The sequence below is a fragment of the Gordonia sp. 'Campus' genome (genome assembly GCF_022206305.1).
Taxonomy (GTDB): Bacteria; Actinomycetota; Actinomycetes; order Mycobacteriales; family Mycobacteriaceae; genus Gordonia.
Genome location: NZ_JAKOIW010000016.1, coordinates 98,832 through 117,308, shown reverse-complemented (window position 1 = coordinate 117,308; position 18,477 = coordinate 98,832). Strand labels below are relative to the sequence as shown.

General features: G+C 65.8%; 13 protein-coding genes. 7 read left to right on the top strand and 6 right to left on the bottom strand.

Annotated elements, in window-relative coordinates:
* The first annotated feature begins 26 nt into the window (after window positions 1-26).
* A complete protein-coding gene (gene metE / locus MAY35_RS17080; protein ID WP_238422499.1) occupies window positions 27-2,330 on the top strand; it encodes a 5-methyltetrahydropteroyltriglutamate--homocysteine S-methyltransferase in 2,304 nt (767 codons plus the stop codon).
* Between the two features lie 91 nt (window positions 2,331-2,421).
* Here the strand turns inward: metE and MAY35_RS17075 are convergent, their stop codons facing one another.
* The 4 genes from MAY35_RS17075 to prpD are packed head-to-tail and all read right to left on the bottom strand — an operon-like array spanning window position 2,422 to window position 9,478.
* Window positions 2,422-5,850: a pyruvate carboxylase gene (locus MAY35_RS17075; RefSeq protein ID WP_238422498.1), complete on the bottom strand. Its 3,429-nt coding sequence runs from the start codon at window positions 5,848-5,850 to the stop codon at window positions 2,422-2,424.
* A 33-nt stretch (window positions 5,851-5,883) separates the two neighbouring features.
* On the bottom strand, window positions 5,884-7,035 hold the full coding sequence (locus MAY35_RS17070) for a bifunctional 2-methylcitrate synthase/citrate synthase (protein WP_238422497.1): 1,152 nt from the start codon (window positions 7,033-7,035) through the stop codon (window positions 5,884-5,886).
* Complete coding sequence (prpB, locus tag MAY35_RS17065) at window positions 7,032-7,976, bottom strand: methylisocitrate lyase (protein ID WP_238422496.1); 945 nt, start codon at window positions 7,974-7,976, stop codon at window positions 7,032-7,034. Before prpB ends, MAY35_RS17070 begins: the two co-directional genes overlap by 4 nt.
* Entirely contained in the window at window positions 7,976-9,478 is a 1,503-nt protein-coding gene (prpD, locus tag MAY35_RS17060; RefSeq protein WP_238422495.1) for a 2-methylcitrate dehydratase PrpD, read from the bottom strand. The genes prpB and prpD overlap by 1 nt, the downstream gene beginning before the upstream one ends.
* A 154-nt stretch (window positions 9,479-9,632) precedes the next feature.
* Between prpD and MAY35_RS17055 the strand changes: the two genes are divergently transcribed.
* From MAY35_RS17055 to fdhD, 6 genes are all read left to right on the top strand, one after another.
* Complete coding sequence (locus MAY35_RS17055; RefSeq protein ID WP_238422510.1) at window positions 9,633-11,060, top strand: short-chain fatty acyl-CoA regulator family protein; 1,428 nt, start codon at window positions 9,633-9,635, stop codon at window positions 11,058-11,060.
* A 177-nt stretch (window positions 11,061-11,237) separates the two neighbouring features.
* Window positions 11,238-11,630, top strand: a complete 393-nt coding sequence (locus tag MAY35_RS17050; protein WP_238422494.1) for a phage holin family protein — start codon at window positions 11,238-11,240, stop codon at window positions 11,628-11,630.
* Window positions 11,627-12,367: an SIMPL domain-containing protein gene (locus MAY35_RS17045; protein ID WP_238422493.1), complete on the top strand. Its 741-nt coding sequence runs from the start codon at window positions 11,627-11,629 to the stop codon at window positions 12,365-12,367. The genes MAY35_RS17050 and MAY35_RS17045 overlap by 4 nt, the downstream gene beginning before the upstream one ends.
* 14 nt (window positions 12,368-12,381) lie before the next feature.
* A complete protein-coding gene (dtd, locus tag MAY35_RS17040) occupies window positions 12,382-12,831 on the top strand; it encodes a D-aminoacyl-tRNA deacylase (protein WP_238422492.1) in 450 nt (149 codons plus the stop codon).
* Window positions 12,832-13,066: 235 nt separating this feature from the next.
* On the top strand, window positions 13,067-14,941 hold the full coding sequence (locus MAY35_RS17035) for a hypothetical protein (RefSeq protein WP_238422491.1): 1,875 nt from the start codon (window positions 13,067-13,069) through the stop codon (window positions 14,939-14,941).
* Window positions 14,942-15,024: 83 nt separating this feature from the next.
* Entirely contained in the window at window positions 15,025-15,939 is a 915-nt protein-coding gene (gene fdhD, locus MAY35_RS17030) for a formate dehydrogenase accessory sulfurtransferase FdhD (RefSeq protein WP_238422490.1), read from the top strand.
* Here the strand turns inward: fdhD and MAY35_RS17025 are convergent.
* Window positions 15,869-17,002 carry an ABC transporter ATP-binding protein gene (locus MAY35_RS17025; RefSeq protein ID WP_238422489.1) on the bottom strand — a complete coding sequence of 378 codons (1,134 nt, stop codon included), beginning with the start codon at window positions 17,000-17,002 and terminating at the stop codon, window positions 15,869-15,871. The two genes, fdhD and MAY35_RS17025, sit on opposite strands and share 71 nt — an antisense overlap.
* 52 nt (window positions 17,003-17,054) lie before the next feature.
* A complete protein-coding gene (locus MAY35_RS17020) occupies window positions 17,055-18,362 on the bottom strand; it encodes an ABC transporter substrate-binding protein (RefSeq protein WP_238422488.1) in 1,308 nt (435 codons plus the stop codon).
* Between the last annotated feature and the right edge of the window lie 115 nt (window positions 18,363-18,477).

Here is an 18,477-nt window from a genome sequence, read left to right as displayed (position 1 = left end):
ACCGTCAGTAGGAGAAGTCGACGTCCATGTCCGACACCGTCCGCCGCAGCTCCGCGGCACCGTTCACGACCACCGTCCTCGGCACCGCGCGCATCGGCCCCCGGCGCGAACTGAAGAGGGCCGTCGAAAGCTATTGGTCCGGTCGCATCGACCGAACCGAGCTCGCCACCGTCTCGCAGCGCCTACGCAGCGAGCAGTGGGCCGAGCTCATCGAGGCCGGCCACGACTCCGTCCCGGTCAACACGTTCTCGTACTACGACCAGGTGCTCGACACCACGGTCCTCCTCGACGCACTCCCGGCGAGGTTCGCCGGGATCGACGATCCGCTCGACCGCTACTTCGCGGCGGCCCGCGGAACCGCCGAGGTGACCCCACTCGAGATGACCAAATGGTTCGACACCAATTACCACTACCTGGTCCCCGAGATCGGCCCGTCGACCACGTTCCGGTTGAATCCGTCGAAGGTGTTGGCCGAGGTCGCCGAAGCCAGGGAACTGGGTCTGCCGGCCCGCCCGGTGATCGTCGGCCCGGTGACCTTCCTGACGCTGTCGAAGGCGGTCGACGGGGCGGGCGCGCCGCTCGATCGCCTCGATGAGTTGGTGCCCCTGTACCGAGACCTTCTGACGCAGTTGGCTGGCGCAGGCGTCGAGTGGGTTCAGCTGGACGAACCCGTCCTGGTGACCGATGCCGCCGCGGACCTGGGTCCGCGGACCGAATCGGTGTACAACGCCCTGGGCTCCCACGAGCGGCGTCCGGCCATCGCGGTGGCGACGTACTTCGGCGACGCCGGTGATCGGTTGGCAGATCTGGCCCGGACCCCGGTCGAGGCCATCGCGGTCGACCTCGTCGACGGCTCGGTCGAGACGGTGGCCGGCACCCCGGGCCTGGCCGACAAGCTGCTGATCGCCGGCGTGGTCGACGGCCGCAACGTGTGGCGCACCGACCTGGACCAGGCCGCGGCCACGCTGGCCACCGTGATCGGTTCCGCCCGTTCCATTGCCGTCTCGACGTCGTGCTCGACCCTTCATATCCCCTACACCGTGGACGCGGAGGACGAGCTCGACACCAACCTCCGCGGCTGGCTCGCCTTCGCCGCCGAGAAGTTCGACGAGGTAGCGGTGTTGTCGTCGGCGTTGCGCGAGGGTCGCGCCGCGCAGGCGGCCGCGTTCACCGAGAGCTCGATGGCGTTGGCCAGCCGCGCCACGGATCCTCGCCTGCGCAACGCCGAGGTCCGCGCACGCCTGGACGCCGTCACCGATACCGACGCGACGCGCGGCCCGGCCGATGATCGCCTCGCCGCCCAGCAGGAGCGTCTGGGACTGCCCCCGCTGCCGACCACCACGATCGGTTCCTATCCGCAGACCTCTGCCATCCGGCTGGCACGGGCCGCGTTCCGGTCGGGCGAGATCGACCGCACCGGGTACGAGAACCGGATGAAGGCGGAGATCGCCGACGTCGTGGCGCTGCAGGAGTCGATCGGCCTCGACGTTCTCGTGCACGGGGAACCCGAACGCAATGACATGGTGCAGTACTTCGCCGAGCAGTTCGAGGGATACTTCGCGACGGCAAACGGTTGGGTGCAGTCCTACGGCTCGCGGTGCGTGCGGCCACCGATCCTCTACGGCGATGTGAGCCGGCCGAAACAGATGACAGTCGACTGGATCACCTACGCACAGACGCTCACCAGCAAACCGGTCAAGGGCATGCTGACCGGCCCGGTGACGATTCTTGCCTGGTCTTTCGTTCGCAACGACCAGCCGCTGTCGGCGTCTGCCGATCAGATCGCGCTCGCCATCCGTGACGAGACCGTCGACCTCGAGAGGGCAGGGGTCGGGATCATCCAGGTCGACGAACCCGCTCTGCGCGAGTTGCTGCCGTTGCGTGACGCGGACAAGCCCGCGTACCTGGCGTGGGCCGTTCGGGCGTTCCGCATCGCGACCTCCGGGGTCCGCGACGACACGCAGATCCACACGCACCTCTGCTATTCGGAATTCGGCGAGGTCATCGGAGCGATCGCCGACCTCGACGCCGACGTCACCTCGATCGAGGCGGCGCGGTCTCACATGGAGGTGCTCGACGACCTCGACGAGGCAGGCTTTCGTAACGCGGTGGGCCCGGGTGTCTACGACATCCACTCGCCGCGCGTGCCCGACCAGGACGAGATCTTCTCGGCCCTGTCGTCGGCGCTGTCGAGCGTCGGCGCTTCCCGTCTGTGGGTCAACCCGGATTGCGGGCTGAAGACCCGCGGGACCCCGGAGGTGGTGGGCTCGCTCACCAACATGGTGGCCGCGGCAACGCGACTGCGCGGGACGATCCCGCTGTCCGGCTAGGCAGTCAACCGGCTCCACAAATGACCCCGGCCGTCGCACTCTCCCGTGAGTGCGACGGCCGCGGTCTGCAATACCGACTGCGTGTTGTGCGTCAACCGATCTCGACGAGCAGATCGCCAGGCGCGACCTGCGTGATCGCGTCGATCGCCAGCCTCGCGACCCTGCCGTCGACGGGTGCGGTGATCGTGGCCTCCATCTTCATGGCCTCGATGGTGCCGATGGCCGCGCCGGCGGCGACCTCGTCGCCGACACCGACACTCAGCGAGACGACCCCGGCAAACGGTGCGCCGACGTGACGGGGGTCGGCCCGGTCCGCCTTCTCCGAGACAGCCACCTCGGCGTCGACCGATCGGTCACGCACCTGCACCGGCCGCAGTTGTCCGTTGAGAATGCCCATGACGGTGCGCATGCCGTTGTCGTCGGGTTCGCTGATCGCCTCGAGCCCGATGAGCAACTCCACGCCCGGTTCGAGCTCGACGCGGTGCTCCTCGCCGTAACGCAACCCGTAGAAGAACTGATTCGCCGACAGCCGTGAGGTGTCGCCGTAGGTTTCCTGATGGTCGTCGAACTCCTTTGTGGGACCTGGGAACAGGAGTCGGCTGAGGGTGTGCTGCCGCTCCGGCCCCGCGGTGTCCAATGCCACCGAGTCCTCGGCCGACAGGTCCTCGGTCGCCGCCGCGTCGGCGCGTCCTTCGAGCGCGACCGTTCGCAACGGTTCCGGCCACCCGCCGGCCGGGTCGCCGAGCTCGCCTCGCAGGAAACCGATCACCGAGTCCGGGATGTCGTGGGACCGCGGATCGGCGGCGAACTCCTCGGCGGTGATCCCCTTGCCCACCAGTGCCAGCGCGAGATCGCCCACGACCTTCGACGACGGGGTGACCTTGATCAGCCTGCCCAGCATGCGGTCGGCGGCGGCATAGGCTTTTTCGACCGCCTCGAATCTGTTCCCGAGTCCGAGCGCGATGGCTTGTTGCCGCAGGTTCGACAATTGCCCGCCCGGGATCTCGTGCGTGTACACACGTCCGGTCGGCGCCGGTAACCCCGATTCGAAGGGCGCGTACACTTTTCGCAGCGCTTCCCAGTATGGCTCGAGATCGCAGACCGCCTGGAGGTCGAGGCCGGTGTCGCGGTCGGAATGCGCGGCCGCGGCGACGATCGCGGACAGCGCGGGCTGGCTGGTGGTGCCGGCCAGCGCGGCGCTGGCGCCGTCGACCGCCGATGCTCCGGCCTGCCACGCCGCGAGATAGGTCGCCAACTGCCCACCGGGGGTGTCGTGGGTGTGCACGTGCACCGGCAGGTCGAACTCCCGGCGCAACGCCGACACCAGCGTTGTCGCAGCAGGGGCACGCAGCAGCCCGGCCATGTCCTTGATCGCCAGCACGTGCGCACCGGCATCGACGATCTGCTCGGCCAGCCGGAGGTAGTAGTCGAGGGTGTACAGATCTTCGGCCGGGTCCGCCAGGTCGCCGGTGTAGGACATCGCCACTTCCGCCACCGCCGTGCCGGTCTCGCGGACCGCATCGATCGCCGGGCGCATCGCCTCGATGTTGTTGAACGCGTCGAAGATCCGGAAGATGTCGATCCCAGTCGCCGTCGCCTCGGCGACGAACGCGGTGGTCACCTTCGTGGGGTACGGCGTGTAGCCGACGGTGTTCGCGCCGCGCAGCAGCATCTGCAGACAGATGTTGGGCACCGCTTCGCGCAGCTGCGCCAGCCGATCCCACGGGTCCTCCTTCAGGAAGCGCAGCGCGACGTCGTAGGTGGCACCACCCCAGCACTCCAGAGACAGCAACTGCGGAGTCATGGCCGCGATATACGGAGCCACGGCCATCAGGCCGGTCGTACGCACCCTTGTTGCCAGTAGCGACTGATGCGCATCGCGGAAGGTGGTGTCGGTGACGCCCAGCGCCGTCGCATCGCGGAGGTCATCGGCGAATCCCTGTGGCCCCGATGCCAGCAACCGTTGCCGCGATCCGTCCGGAGGCGATGCCAGCGTCACCCGGTCCAGGGTGGGTAGCTTGTCGCGCGGGTAGACCGAGGTCGGGCGCTCGCCATGGGGCTTGTTGACGGTGACATCGGCCAGGTAGGTCAGGATCTTCGTGCCGCGATCGGCCGACGATCGCGAGGTCAGCAACCAGGGCCGGTCCTCGATGAACGAGGTCGTGACCCGCCCCTCGCGGAAGTCGACGTCGTCGAGCACCGCCTGCAGGAACGAGATGTTGGTGGCCACACCGCGGATGCGGAACTCGGCCACCGCACGTCGGGCCCGTCGCGCCGCAGTGGCGAAATCGCGTCCTCGGCACGTCAGTTTGACGAGCATCGAGTCGAAATGACCGCTGACCTCCCCACCGAGTACCGCGCCACCATCCAGGCGCACCCCGGCACCCCCGGGACTGCGGTAGGCGGTGATACGCCCGACGGCAGGCCGGAAGTCGTCGGCCGGATCCTCGGTGGTGATGCGGCACTGCATCGCCGCACCGCGGATCTGTAGCCCGTCCTGACTCAGACCGAGGTCGTCGAGTGATTCACCCGAGGCGATCCGCAACTGCGCGGCAACCAGATCCACGTCGGTGATCTCCTCAGTCACCGTGTGTTCGACCTGGATTCGCGGATTCATCTCGATGAACACATAAGGCTTGGACTCACTCGCCCCGCTCGCTGCGCTCCCGGCGGCGGCCTGTTCATCGAGCAGGAACTCGACGGTCCCGGCACAGGTGTACCCGATGTGCCGGGCGAAGGCGACTGCGTCGGAACAGATCTGCTCCCTCAGCGCCGAGGAGAGGTTCGGTGCCGGCGCCAGCTCGATCACCTTCTGGTGACGGCGCTGCACCGAGCAGTCCCGCTCAAAAAGATGGATGACATTGCCCTGGGTGTCGGCGAGGATCTGCACCTCGATGTGGCGCGGGTTGACGACAGCTTGTTCCAGGAACACCGTCGCATTGCCGAAGGCGGCCTCGGCCTCTCGAGAGGCCACTCTGATCGCATCGGCCAGGCCGGCGATCTCCTCCACCCGGCGCATACCTCGGCCCCCGCCGCCGGCGACGGCTTTCACGAACACCGGGAAGTCCATGTCGTGCGCGGCCCGCACCAACTCGTCCACATCCGCCGACGGCTCCGACGACGCCAGCACCGGCAGTCCGGCCGCCTTGGCAGCGGCCACCGCCGTCGCCTTGTTTCCGGTCAGCTCGAGCACGTCGGCCGACGGCCCGACGAAAGTGATCCCGGCCTCCGCGCACGCCCGGGCCAATCCCTGGTTCTCCGAGAGGAATCCATAACCCGGGTAGACCGCGTCAGCGCCGGAGCGTTCTGCCGCCGCGACCACCCCCTCGACCGACAGATACGCGCGCACCGGTTGACCCGGATTCCCGATCTGATACGACTCATCGGCTTTCGTCCGGTGCACCGAATTGCGGTCTTCGTAAGGGAAGACCGCAACCGTTCGGGCACCGAGTTCGAAGGATGCGCGGAAGGCGCGCACAGCGATCTCGCCGCGGTTGGCGACCAGGACTTTCTCGAACACGTGACTCTCTCTCGTCGGGCTGGGATGTGGCGGCTAGGCCGAGGTCAGCGACCGCTGGGGCGATCCGGAGTACTGGCTGAGCGGGCGTATCAAGGCGTTGGAGGCCACTTGCTCCATGATGTGGGCGGTCCAACCGGTGATCCGGCTCATCACGAAGATCGGGGTAAAGGAACCGATGTCGAAACCCATCAGGTAATACGCAGGACCCGTGGGGAAATCGAGGTTGGGTTTGATCCCGGTCCGCGCATCCATGACGGCTTCGAGTTCACCGTAGATCTCGCACCACTTCGTCTCGCCGAGATGATCCGCAACGTCGAGGAGGGCCCTCTTCATGGTCGGCACTCGCGAGTCACCGTTCTTGTAGACGCGATGGCCGAAACCCATGACCTTCTCCCTGGCGTCGAGTTTCGCGGTGAGCCAGGGCGCGGCGCGGTCGGGCCGATCGATGTCGATCATGTCGTACATGACCGCCTCATTGGCCCCGCCGTGCAACGACCCCTTCAGCGCACCGATCGCCGCGGTGACCGCACTGTAGATGTCGGACTGCGTCGACGTGACCACGCGGGCGGCGAAAGTCGATGCGTTGAAACTGTGTTCGGCGTACAGCACCATCGACTGCTCGAACGCCCGGACGATCACCGGATCGGGAACCTCACCGAAGCACATGTTCAGGAAGTTCTCGGCATACCCCAGTCCGTGGTGCGGAGCGATGGGATCCTGACCGCGGCGACGGCGCATGTCGGCGGCGACGATGGTCGGCAGGACGGCGAACATCCGAAGCGACTTGTCGTAGTTGGCTTCCGGGGTGCTGAGTTCTTCGTCAGGGTCCTCGGTGCCCAGGAAACTGATCGCGGTGCGCACCACATCCATCGGGTGACAGTTCTCCGGAATACGGTGCACGACAGACAGGATCGTTCGATCGAGTCGCCGGTACGCGCGTTCACGCTGCGTGAACAGCGCCAGTTGCCCGTCGGTGGGGAGTTCGCCGTGCCAGAGCAGGTAGGCGACCTTCTCGAACGAGCAGTGCTCGGCCAGATCCTGCACGGCGTACCCGCGATAGGTCAGCGAATTGGTCTCGGGGACGACCTTGGAGATGGCCGTGGTATCGACGACGACACCGGCGAGTCCTTTGTAGATGGTGGGGGTCTCGACCGTGTCGGCGGCGCCCGCGTCGGCTGTGGTCATTGCGGTGCTCCCTCGATGGTGAAATTGAACAGGTCGGAGTCGAAGTCGTTGTAGTCCTCGTAACGAAGCAATTCGTACAGCCTGCTGCGGTGCTGCATGTCGTCGAGCATCGCGGATTGTGTTCCCTGCGAGTCGATGTCACGCAGGCCGCGCTCGACCGCGCCCATTGCGATCCGCAATGTGGTCACCGGATAGATGACGGCGTTGTAACCGACACTCGTCAACTGCTCGGCAGTCAACAGGTCGGACTTGCCGAACTCGGTCATGTTGGCGAGCAGCGGCACGTCGACGGCCTTGCGGAACCGCTCGAACTCGCCGAGGTCGCGCAGGGCCTCGGTGAAGATGAGGTCGGCGCCGGCGTCGGCGTAGGCCTTGGCCCGGTCGATGGCGGCGTCGAGTCCCTCGATCGCGCGGGCATCGGTGCGGGCGCAGATGACGAAGTCGCTGTCGCGGCGGGCGGCGAGCGCCGCGCCGAGTCGCTTGACCATATCCCCGACGGGCGCGACGTCCTTGCCGTCGAGGTGGCCGCAGCGCTTGGGATTCACCTGATCTTCGAGGTGACATCCGGCGAGCCCTGCGTCCTCGAGCATCGCGACGGTACGAGCGGCGCTCATCGGTTCGCCGAAGCCGGTGTCGGCGTCGACGAGAGTGGGCAGTTCGGTTGCGCGGGCGATGGTTCCGGCGCGCGCCGCGACTTCGCTGAGGGTGGTGAGCCCGATGTCGGGAAGTCCCAGGTCGGCCGAGAGCACCGCGCCGGAAACGTAGACACCATCGAAACCGATGTCCGCGATCAGTTTTGCCACGAGTGGCGAGAATGCTCCCGGCCAACGCTGGAGGGTCCCGGAATCGAGGCTCGCCCGCAGGGTCTGCCGCTTCGCCGATGCGGAGGTGCTCGACGAGAACAGACCCGAGACCGTGGAGTCGGAGGTGGTCGATGTCATCAGAAGATGCCCTTCCCGGTCTGCGGGGCCTTGTCCAGGACCGCCGGCAGCACAAGCGTGTTCAGCGTGGAGAGACTGCCGGGGGTGAGGGTCTCGAGCTTCTCGACGTCGCCGAGGAAGCGATCCTGCTCGTCGGTGTCGATGACGCCCTCGGCCATCGACCGGAACTTGGCGATGTACTGGTCACGGCCGAACGGGCGGGCGCCGAGCGGATGCGCGTCGGCGACGGCGAGCTCGTCGGTGATGATGTCGCCGTTGCGCAGGGTAATGACCGCCTTTGCACCGAAGGCCTTCTCGTTCGGGTCGGTCGAGTGATATCGGCGTGTCCATTCGGGGTCCTCGACAGTGGAGATCTTCTGCCACAGCGTGATGGTGTCGGGCCGGTTGGCCCGCTCCGGTGCATAGGACTTCTCGTGATCCCAGGTGCCGTCCTGGAGCGCGACGGCGAAGATGTACATCACGGAGTGGTCGAGGGTCTCGCGGCTTGCACTCGGATCGAACTTCTGCGGGTCCCCCGACCCGGTCCCGATGACGACATGGGTGTGGTGGCTGGTGTGCAGCACGATCGACTCGACGTCGTCGAAATCGCCGATCTTCTCGCGCATCCGGCGGGCGAGGTCGATCGGGGCCTGGCTCTGGTACTCCGCGGAGTGTTCTTTGGTGTAGGTGTCCAGGATCGCCCTCTTCGGCTCACCCGGCCCGGGCAGCGGGATCATGTACTCGGCCTCGGGACCACTCAGCAGCCAGGCGATGACGCCGTCTTCGCCCTCCCAGATCGGTGCGGGGGCGCCCTCACCGCGCATCGCCCGGTCGACGGCCTCGACAGCGATCTTGCCGGCGTGCGCCGGTGCGAAAGCCTTCCAGCTGGAGATCAGACCCTTGCGCGACTGGCGGGTGGCCGTGGTCAGATGCAACGCCTGCCCGATCGCCTGGTAGATGGTCTCGGCGTCGAGGTCCAACATGGTTCCCAGGCCCGCGGCCACCGACGGCCCCAAGTGGGCAACGTGGTCGATCTTGTGCTCGTGCAGACACATTCCACGAACGAGGTCGACCTGGACCTCGTAAGCGGTGGCCAGCCCGCGGATCAGATCGTGGCCGCTGGCACCGACGTGCTGACCGACCGCGACCAGCGCCGGGATGTTGTCGCCGGGATGGGAGTACTCCGCGGCCAGGAAGGTGTCGTGGAAGTCGAGCTCGCGCACCGCGACTCCGTTGGCCCATGCCGCCCACTCCGGCGAGAAGCCACCTTCGACCCCGAATACCCGCGCGCCCTGCGCCTTCGGATGAGCCTGCGCCTGCCGACGTGCCGAGGTGACCGGCCGACGGATGACCGAGGCGGCACTCACGGCAGCGTTGTCGATGATGCGGTTGATGATCATGTCGCGGGTGTCCGCGGGCACCTCGACCGGATCGACCGCGATGTCGGCGATCTTCTGAGCAAGGTGCTCAGACTGTGGAAAATCCTCGGAGCTGCGGCGGGTGCGAACGTGGTGAGTGATCATGTTCGCACCGTACGCATCGCTGGTCATCCGTGAAAAGCCCTGGCAGATGCGTACTCTTGCGGATGCGATCAGCCAATCTTGCGAACGTTGTGGATTCCTCGCCCGCTATGCTGCCGTCGTGGTGAGAGCAACGGACGGAACCTCCGGTCGACGGATGTTCGTGGGTGCGCGCCTCCGTCGGCTGCGCGACGAACGAGGGCTGTCGCAGGCCGCGCTGGCCCGGCGCATCGACCTATCGACCAGCTACGTCAACCAACTCGAGAACGATCAGCGACCACTCACGGTGCCCGTGTTGTTGACGTTGTCGCGCGAATTCGACCTCGACGCCGACTATTTCGCCCCGGACGGAGACGCCCGGCTGGTTGCCGACCTCGCCGACGTCCTGGCCGCCCAGCCCGACATCCCCGACATCAGCCGCGCGGAGATCGCCGAACTCGTCGCGCGCATGCCGGCGGTCGGCACGACGCTTGTGAACCTGCATCGCCGCCTGACCGCAGCCGCCGGCGAAGTGGAGAACTACCGGGCGCAGGTGTCCGGCGACGCGGCCCGTCCGGCGTCGACCCCGATGCCTTTCGAGGAGGTCCGCGATTTCTTCTACGACCGACGCAATCACATCGACGTTCTCGACCTGGCCGCCGAGCGGATCTTCACCGAAAACGGCCTCTCGATAGGCGGTCTCGATCTCCAGCTTGCCGAGGTCCTCGCCGCCGACCACGGTATCCGCGTAGCCATCGCGCATGATCCCGATCCGACAGCGCGCGCATACACGCCCAAACGACGGTTCGATCCCGCCGACCGCACCGTGCACCTCGCCGGACGACTGACCGCGGGACAACGCGCGTTCCAGTTGGCGACCCAGTTGGCCATGGTCACCCAATCGGAGGTGATCGACGGGATTCTCGCCGACGCCGATGATCTCAGCGACGAAGCCGTCCCGGTTGCCCGTATCGGGCTGGCCAACTATTTCGCCGGAGCACTACTACTCCCCTACGAGGTCTTCCGGCGGGCCGCCGCCACCGCCCACTACGACATCGAAGTGCTCAGCCTCGGTTTCGAAGTCGGTTTCGAGACCATCTGCCATCGCCTGTCGACCCTGCAGCGCCCGGGCAGTCGCGGAATCCCGTTCATCTTCGTGCGCGTCGACCGAGCGGGGAACATCTCGAAACGTCAGTCCGCTACCGCGTTCCACTTCTCTCGGGTCGGCGGGAGCTGCCCGCTCTGGGTCGTACACGACGCGTTCGCCACACCGGGACGGGTCGTCACCCAGGTCTCGTCCATGCCCGATGGGCGCTCGTACTTCTGGCTCGCCCGCACCACCGCAGAACCCGGCGGATACCTCAGCCCCCACAAGAGCTTTGCGATCGGACTGGGTTGCGACGTCGCGCACGCCGAGCGCCTCGTCTACTCCACCGGAGTGAATCTCACCGATACCCGTACCGTCGTACCGATAGGCGCCGGGTGCAAGGTCTGTGACCGTCCGGCGTGTTCCCAGCGCGCATTCCCCCAACTCGGTCGGCCCATCCATGTCGATCCCGAGGTCAGCGACTCGGTCCCCTACCGTCCCCGCCCGACTCCGGACTAGCATTCTCACCACGCGAGTACGGAAATCAGGCTCGCGAGGTCACCCGATCGCGCGCAGCAGCGGCGCATGCCCAGACGATCTCTCCGAGGACGGCTCCCACCTGGGGCACCAACTGTTGGAACGAGGTCGAGCAGTCCCTGACCCCGAGAGTGGACCCGAACTGGCAGACTGTCGCCCATGCTTGCCTTCCTCGTCCGGACCGTGCTCACCGCGGTGGCGCTGTGGGTCGCGACGCTGATCGTTCCCGGTATCGACTTCGTGGGCGGTTCGACGACCGCCGAGAAGATCGGCATCGCGCTGGTCGTCGCCGTGATCTTCGGTGTCCTCAACGCGATCATCAAGCCCGTCGTGCAGATCATCGCGATCCCCTTCTACATCCTCACGCTCGGGTTGATCCACATCGTCATCAACGCGGCGATGCTCGAACTCACCGCGTGGATCACGCGCAACACGACGCACTGGGGTCTGGAGGTCGACGACTTCTTCTGGTCGGCGATCTTCGGCGCGATCGTCGTGTCGGTCGTCGGGTGGCTGCTCGCCCTCGTCATGCGCGATCCGGCGGATCGATGAGGACCGGCCGCGGAAACCGCACGATCGTGCGGGCGTCGGCACTGGCCGTGATCGCTGCGGTGGCGGTCGTCGTGTCCGGCTGCGGGAGTGACCCGGCCGGCGACCAGCCGCGGTCGGTGACTGTGGTCGGAACGGGACAGGTGACCGGCACCCCGGACACCCTGCGCGCCGACATCGGTGTGGAGGCCACCGCCTCCGACGTCACCACCGCGCTGAACGAGACCAGCGCCAAGGTCACCGCCGTCACCGACGCGGTGGTCGCCGCCGGGGTGGAGCGCAAGGACGTCGCGACACAGCAGGTGTCGGTGAACCCGCAGTACACGAACCCCTCCCCCGGCGCGACGAGCGAGGTCGGGGGCTACCTGGCGACCAACACGATCCGGGTGACCATCCGGGACATCGCGAAGGCCTCCGCCGTGCTGAGTGCGGCCGCCACCGCGGGCGGCGACAACACCCGCATCAGCAACGTGTCCTTCGCCATCGACGACGACTCGGATCTCCTCGACCAGGCCCGCGAGGCGGCGTTCACCGACGCACGCGGTCGCGCCGAGCAATACGCGAACCTCGCCGGCGACTCCCTCGGCAAGGTCCTGACCATCACCGAGAGCACGAGTGGTCAGGAGAAGTCCGCGGCACCGGGCACCTTCGAACGCGATGTGGCCGCGGCGCCGGTCCCGGTCGAACCCGGGCAGCAGGAACTCACGTTCACCGTGAACGTCACCTTCGCCCTCGACTGAGAGCCGACATCGACATGCGCGCCGTACTCCAACGGGTCAGCAGAGCCAGTGTGAGCGTCGACGGTGAGGTCGTCGGTGCACTCGACATCAACGACGGCGGCTCGGGACTCGTCGCGCTCGTCGGGGTCACGCACGACGACACCGCCGACCACGCCGCCAAGCTCGCCGACAAGATCTGGCGTCTGCGGATCTTCGACGGCGACGACGGACCCGAACGGGCAGCCGTCGACGTCGACGCACCGATCCTCGTCATCAGCCAGTTCACGCTCTACGCCAACACCGCCAAGGGTCGACGCCCGTCGTGGAACGCCGCCGCGCCCGGCCCCGTCGCCGAACCCCTGGTCGAGGCGGTGGTCGACGCGCTCCGGACTCTCGGGGCCACCGTGGCCACCGGGCGTTTCGGCGCGCACATGGAGGTTGACCTCGTCAACGACGGTCCGGTCACCCTGGTGATGGATGTGTGAGGCCTAGTTGGCATAGAGTTCAGGAGGTCGCGGCGTAGCCCCACCCCAAAGCTGGGTGCGAGTTCGCTCGGCGGCCCGGTGGATAGACAGCATTGCCCGCACCGACTTGCTGGGTGGCACCCGACGGCCCGCACCCGGAACACAAGACAACTGCAGAACTGCTGAGAGTCAATCTTGGCGCACTCAGGGGCCGTCCATAGCCCCGACTGGAACCTGCAGGTGACAAGATTGGCACATGGACGATGACGTGTTAGTCGATGCGGATGATGCCGAAGAGGAGTTCATACATAACCCGGCGGCAATTCCCGACATCGCAGCTGCGATCGATGCAGCTGCATCAGTCGCCGGACAGACCCTGGATTGTCTCGCTCTCGAAGCGAGTCGAAGGCTTTCACTTCCCCTCGGTGACCCTCTCGCACGCCAGCTACTGGAGCTGTTTCATCACCACATCGCGGTTGCGATGACGGACCCGAAGCGGGCTGGGGCCGAGCTGACGTCAGTCACCTCGGCCGGTTCGAAGAGTTGCTACCCCGTGCCACTTGCCGATGCTCAGGAAGATTCTGTCGAGTTTTGGAGAGCGCTTTCTGCCCAAGTGTCGCACCCACTCGTTGTCGGTTACCTCCACGATATCCTCTTTTCGCGCAGGGACGGAGACGTCGGGGCACACCTGTCGGGTGCTGTGGATGCGTACCTTGAAGCGGCATCTATCCCATCACTCGCGATTTCCGCGCGGACCGAATGCGCGATGCGCGCGTGGAGCTTGTCGCGAAACTCCAAGAATTACGCTGGGGCGGCCGTAAGTCGCCGCTTACTCGCACAATTGACGGAGGAGACGTTTGCCAATCCACAGCCTCTCCCTGGAATAGCATTACCGGCACTTGCAGCGCTTGTAACGCCGACTTCGACACAAGGTCCGGATCAGTTTGATATCGATTCGCTGTTAGATCGCGCCGTAAAGAAACACGGAACCCCCGACCACATTGACTATATAGCGCAGTTGCTCCAAAGAAACGTCATCAATCCTCTACCCGAGGTCGAGGCGAAGAAGCTTCGTATCCGGAGCAGAATTACTGCAGGCGACTCGACGACGGTAAACCACCTCAAACTCTACTGGTACAACGAAGCGGCACGCATCGCGGGAGAACTTGGAGTTCCCGAGCTTCGAGAAACGTCCGTGAAATTGATGCAGGCGATTGACCCGGCAGATTTAGAATGGATACGCTTTCCAGTTGACCTTAGCCCGAGGCCTTATCTCGTTGAGGCGTTCGTTCGGAATATCACTCGTGATCACGATTGGCGACTGGCAATTGAACGATGGCTTGACACCAGCGCCCCTTCCGGTTCCTATCAGAGAAACGTCGACTCAACTAAGACTAGTCTTTCTGGACTAATCTTTCATTCGATTTTTCCTGCACAGCAGTTCGGTGCGCACGGTCTTCCTGAGCGTTCCGAGACGGCCACTGGCGAAGGGGTACCAGATTCCGAAGTGCGGAGAACAGAGTACTTCAATGCCCTCACCATGGGCGGCATGCTGGCGCTAGCCCTTCAGAGAATTGGAGAATACGGTCCCGCAGGGCCTGAGATCGAAGAGTTCTTGCGAAACTCTCTGAAATGCAACGCCAGGGATGCTCATGTGATGGCGAGGGCAATTCTGCTTTTCTGGAATGGGCAATACCTGGAGACTGCGTACTTGATTACACCATTCGTCGAATCAGGAGCCCGAAGGCTACTACTTCTAGTCAACGCTCCATTGTATCGGGTTGAGCAGAATAAGAAGATTGGCCAGTTTCCGGGCCTCGGGGCATTGCTGCCTCTATTAGAAAAAGAAGGGATGGATGAAGACTGGATACGCTTTATTCAAACACTGCTCCTGCCCGAAGGGCAGAATCTTCGGAACCTCATCGCACACGGCTTTACCTACCAGGTCGACCAGATTCACGCCGCACTTCTCATTCGTGCTGCTGCTGTCATGATGCTCATGCCCAACTTGCCTCCGACCGGAGAAGAAGAGAGTTTGCGAAAACGTCGCGGCAGTCAGGGCCGAAAGCGTTCACTTCGCCAACGTTTCGCAGCGGCTGTTGCCGCGGCACGATGGGCTTTCGATGCGTAACTCAGCTGCTTTGAGTGGCACTCGACTTGTGAGGCCATCCCCGTCGACGACCGTCCTACGCACGGACAACTAAGGTCGGAACGGTGGGACGAATCACCGCACGGCGCCGCGTCACCCGCATCCGACGGGATGCCGCCCCGACGCAGCGTGCCGACACCCTCGCGGTGGAGGAACCGCTCGAGATCCGGGTGGGCGGGACGACCATCTCGGTGACCATGCGCACGCCCGGCAACGACTTCGAACTCGTCGCCGGCTACCTCGTCTCCGAAGGCGTGATCACGACCGGCGCGGACTATTCGACCGCCCGCTACTGCGCGGGCACCGACGCCGACGGGATCAACACCTACAACGTCGTCGACGTCTCACTCGCCGCGCACGTTCCCGCGGCGGGTCCCGGACTCGCGCGTGCCACCACCACGACGAGCGCCTGTGGCATCTGCGGCAAGGACAGCATCGAGTCCGTGCACACCGCGTCGGTCCACGACCCCGGCGCCGACCCGATGACGATCGCAGCGAACGCCGTCCTGGATCTGCCCGATCGGTTACGCGCCGAACAGACCGTCTTCGACAAGACCGGCGGTCTGCACGCCGCGGCTCTGTTCGCCGCGGACGGAACGTTGCTGACGGTCCGCGAGGACGTCGGCAGGCACAACGCCGTCGACAAGGTCGTCGGGTGGGCTGTACTCGCCGATCGACTGCCGCTCACCGGCACGGTCCTGCAGGTCTCCGGCCGAGCGAGTTTCGAACTGGTTCAGAAGGCCGCCATGGCCGGCATCCCCATGCTCTGTGCCGTGTCGGCGCCGTCCTCGCTGGCCGTCGACGCCGCCGACGACCTCGGGATCACGCTCGTCGGATTCTCACGCGGCGAGTCGATGGTGGTCTACACGCGACCCGACCGGATCACGGCCCCAGTCACCGAACACGCGGTCACCGAACACGCAGCGGTCGCCCCGAATTCAGTTCGTGGCGGCTCGGATCGTCGAGTGCGACCCCGGTGACGGGATCGAACCAGTAGGTCTCGTCGACCACCGGCGTCAATCCGATTACGTCGCCGGCCTCGATGGTCCGCCGATGGTCGACGCGGACGACGACCCGGCTGTTCCGCAGCGACAGGTCCGCGCTGCAATAGACGAACTGCTCGGCGCCGAGTTCCTCGACGAGGTCCACCGTCGCGGACAGGGTGCCGGACTGGGGAACCGCGGACACCTGCCAGGATTCGGCACGCAGCCCCACGACCACGTCGCGCGAGGTCAGCGACGCGAGCACCGAGCCCGGGACCCGCACGCTCGCATCACCGAGTCGGACCGACTCGTTCTCGACCCGGGCGTCGATCAGGCACATCTGCGGCGAACCCATGAAGGACGCCACGAACAGGTTCGCCGGACGGGAGTAGATCTCTCGGGGCGTCCCGACCTGTTGCAGCACACCGTGATCGAGGACCGCCACCCGGTGCCCCATCGTCATCGCCTCGACCTGGTCGTGCGTGACGTACAGGGTGGTGATGCCGAGTTCGCGCTGCATGGAGGCGATCTGGGCGCGGGTACTGACCCGCAACTTCGCGTCGAGATTCGACAGCGGTTCGTCCATGCAGAACACCTTGGGGCGCCGGACGATCGCACGACCCATCGCCACCCGCTGACGCTGCCCACCTGACAGTTTCGCCGGCTTGCGATCCAGCAGCGCGGTGAGCTCCAGCATCTCGGCCACCTCCGACACGCGGCGCGCGGTGTCGTCCTTGCTCATCCCGGCGTTGCGCAGCGCAAAGCCCATGTTCGCGGCCACTGTCATGTTCGGATAGAGCGCGTAGTTCTGGAAGACCATCGCGACGTCCCGAGCCTTCGGGGCCACGCCGACGACGTCGGCTCCATCGATGAGGATCGCTCCGGACTCGACCGGTTCCAGGCCCGCGACCATTCGCAGGCTGGTCGACTTACCGCATCCCGACGGGCCGACCAACACCATGAACTCACCGTCGGCGACGGCCAGGTCCAGCGCGTCCACGGCCGGTTTCTGACCGTCCGCGAAGCGTCTCGTCGCACCCTCGTAGGTCACCGACGCCACGCGTCATCCCTCCGCTCGTGTTGTGTATCCCTCGAGTTGACGCTGTGCATCATCACGGGAGTTTCGGCTTGATCTGGGTGTCGTAGATCTGGGCGATCTGCCGCTGCGTGTCGGCGAGAGTCGAGGCGACGTCGGCGTTCTGCAGACCGATCCGCTCGTACCCGGTACCGATGATCTTGTCGCCGCCGGGCACGAAGACGCGCGCGTAGTTCTGCGGCTGGGTCCGCGGCAACTGCTCGATGGCGGTCGCGAAGTTCGGGTTCTTCGCCAGGAACGCGACCATCGACGGGTCGTCCTGCGCCGCCTTGCGCACCGGCATGTACCCGACGTTCTGGGAGAAGTACGACGTGTTCTCGGTATTGGTGATGAACTCGATGAACTTGAGGGCGTTGACCTTCCGGTCCTCGGACAGCTTCGCCGGGATGGCCAGTCCGGCGCCACCCGTCGGGCACCCCGAAACCCCCTGCGGCGCGGGCAGGAACGCGGTGCCGAACTCGAAGGTGGCGTTCTCGGTGATCCCCGACAGGTCGCCGGTCGACGCGATCGTCGATGCGATGATGCCCGCACTGAAATCGCCGGCGATGTCGTTGGAGATCTTCGCGTAGCGCTTGGTGTTGATCGAATCGCTCAGGTACTGGGCGGCGGCGACCGTCTTGGGGTCGGTGAACTTCAGTTCCCAGTCGTTGGAGTAGGCACCGCCGAAGGTCCAGGTCGGGCCCTGGAAGGTCCAGCCGAGGTAGTCGACGGCGTTGCCCCACCCATGAGCGCGCTTGTCGCCACCGACCACGGTCTGGATCCGGGGACCCCACTCGTCGAACTCGTCCCAGGTCTGCGGTCCGCGGTCGGGCAGGCCGGCCCGCCGCCACACGTCCTTGTTGTAGTAGAACAGCGGCGTCGACCGGGCGTACGGCAGCGCCCATGTCTGGTCGTTCCACTTGTAGTCGCCCACAAGCGAATCGACGTAACCGGCGGTGTCGACGCCGGCGCGGCCGAACAGGTCGTCGAGCGGGGCGATCGCACCGATGAGCGCGAAGTTGAACCACCACACGTCGGACAGGATCATGATGTCGGGCACCGCGCCACCCGAGAGGGCCGCGTTGAACTTCTGGGCTGCTTCTTCGTAGTTCTTGCCGGCGTCGACGAGCTGGACGGTGATGCCGGGGTTGGCCGCCTCGAATCGCGAGATCAGTTCGCGTTCCACCTCGACCGACTTGCCCGGGTGGTTCGACCAGAAGGTGAGCTTCGAGGCATCACCCGACGACGAGCCGCCGTCGCCCGTGCCGGCGCAGGCCGTGACGAGGGCTCCGGCCGCCGCGGTCGCCGATGCGGCCAGGAAGCCGCGGCGGGACATGTTGATCATTGTCGTCTCCTGTCAATCGTTCTCATGCGAAGGCGTTCTCGTGCGAAGGCGTTCTCGTGCGAAGGTGTTCTCGTGCGAACGCAAGGTGCGTGAGGCATCGGCGGGTGCGGGCAGT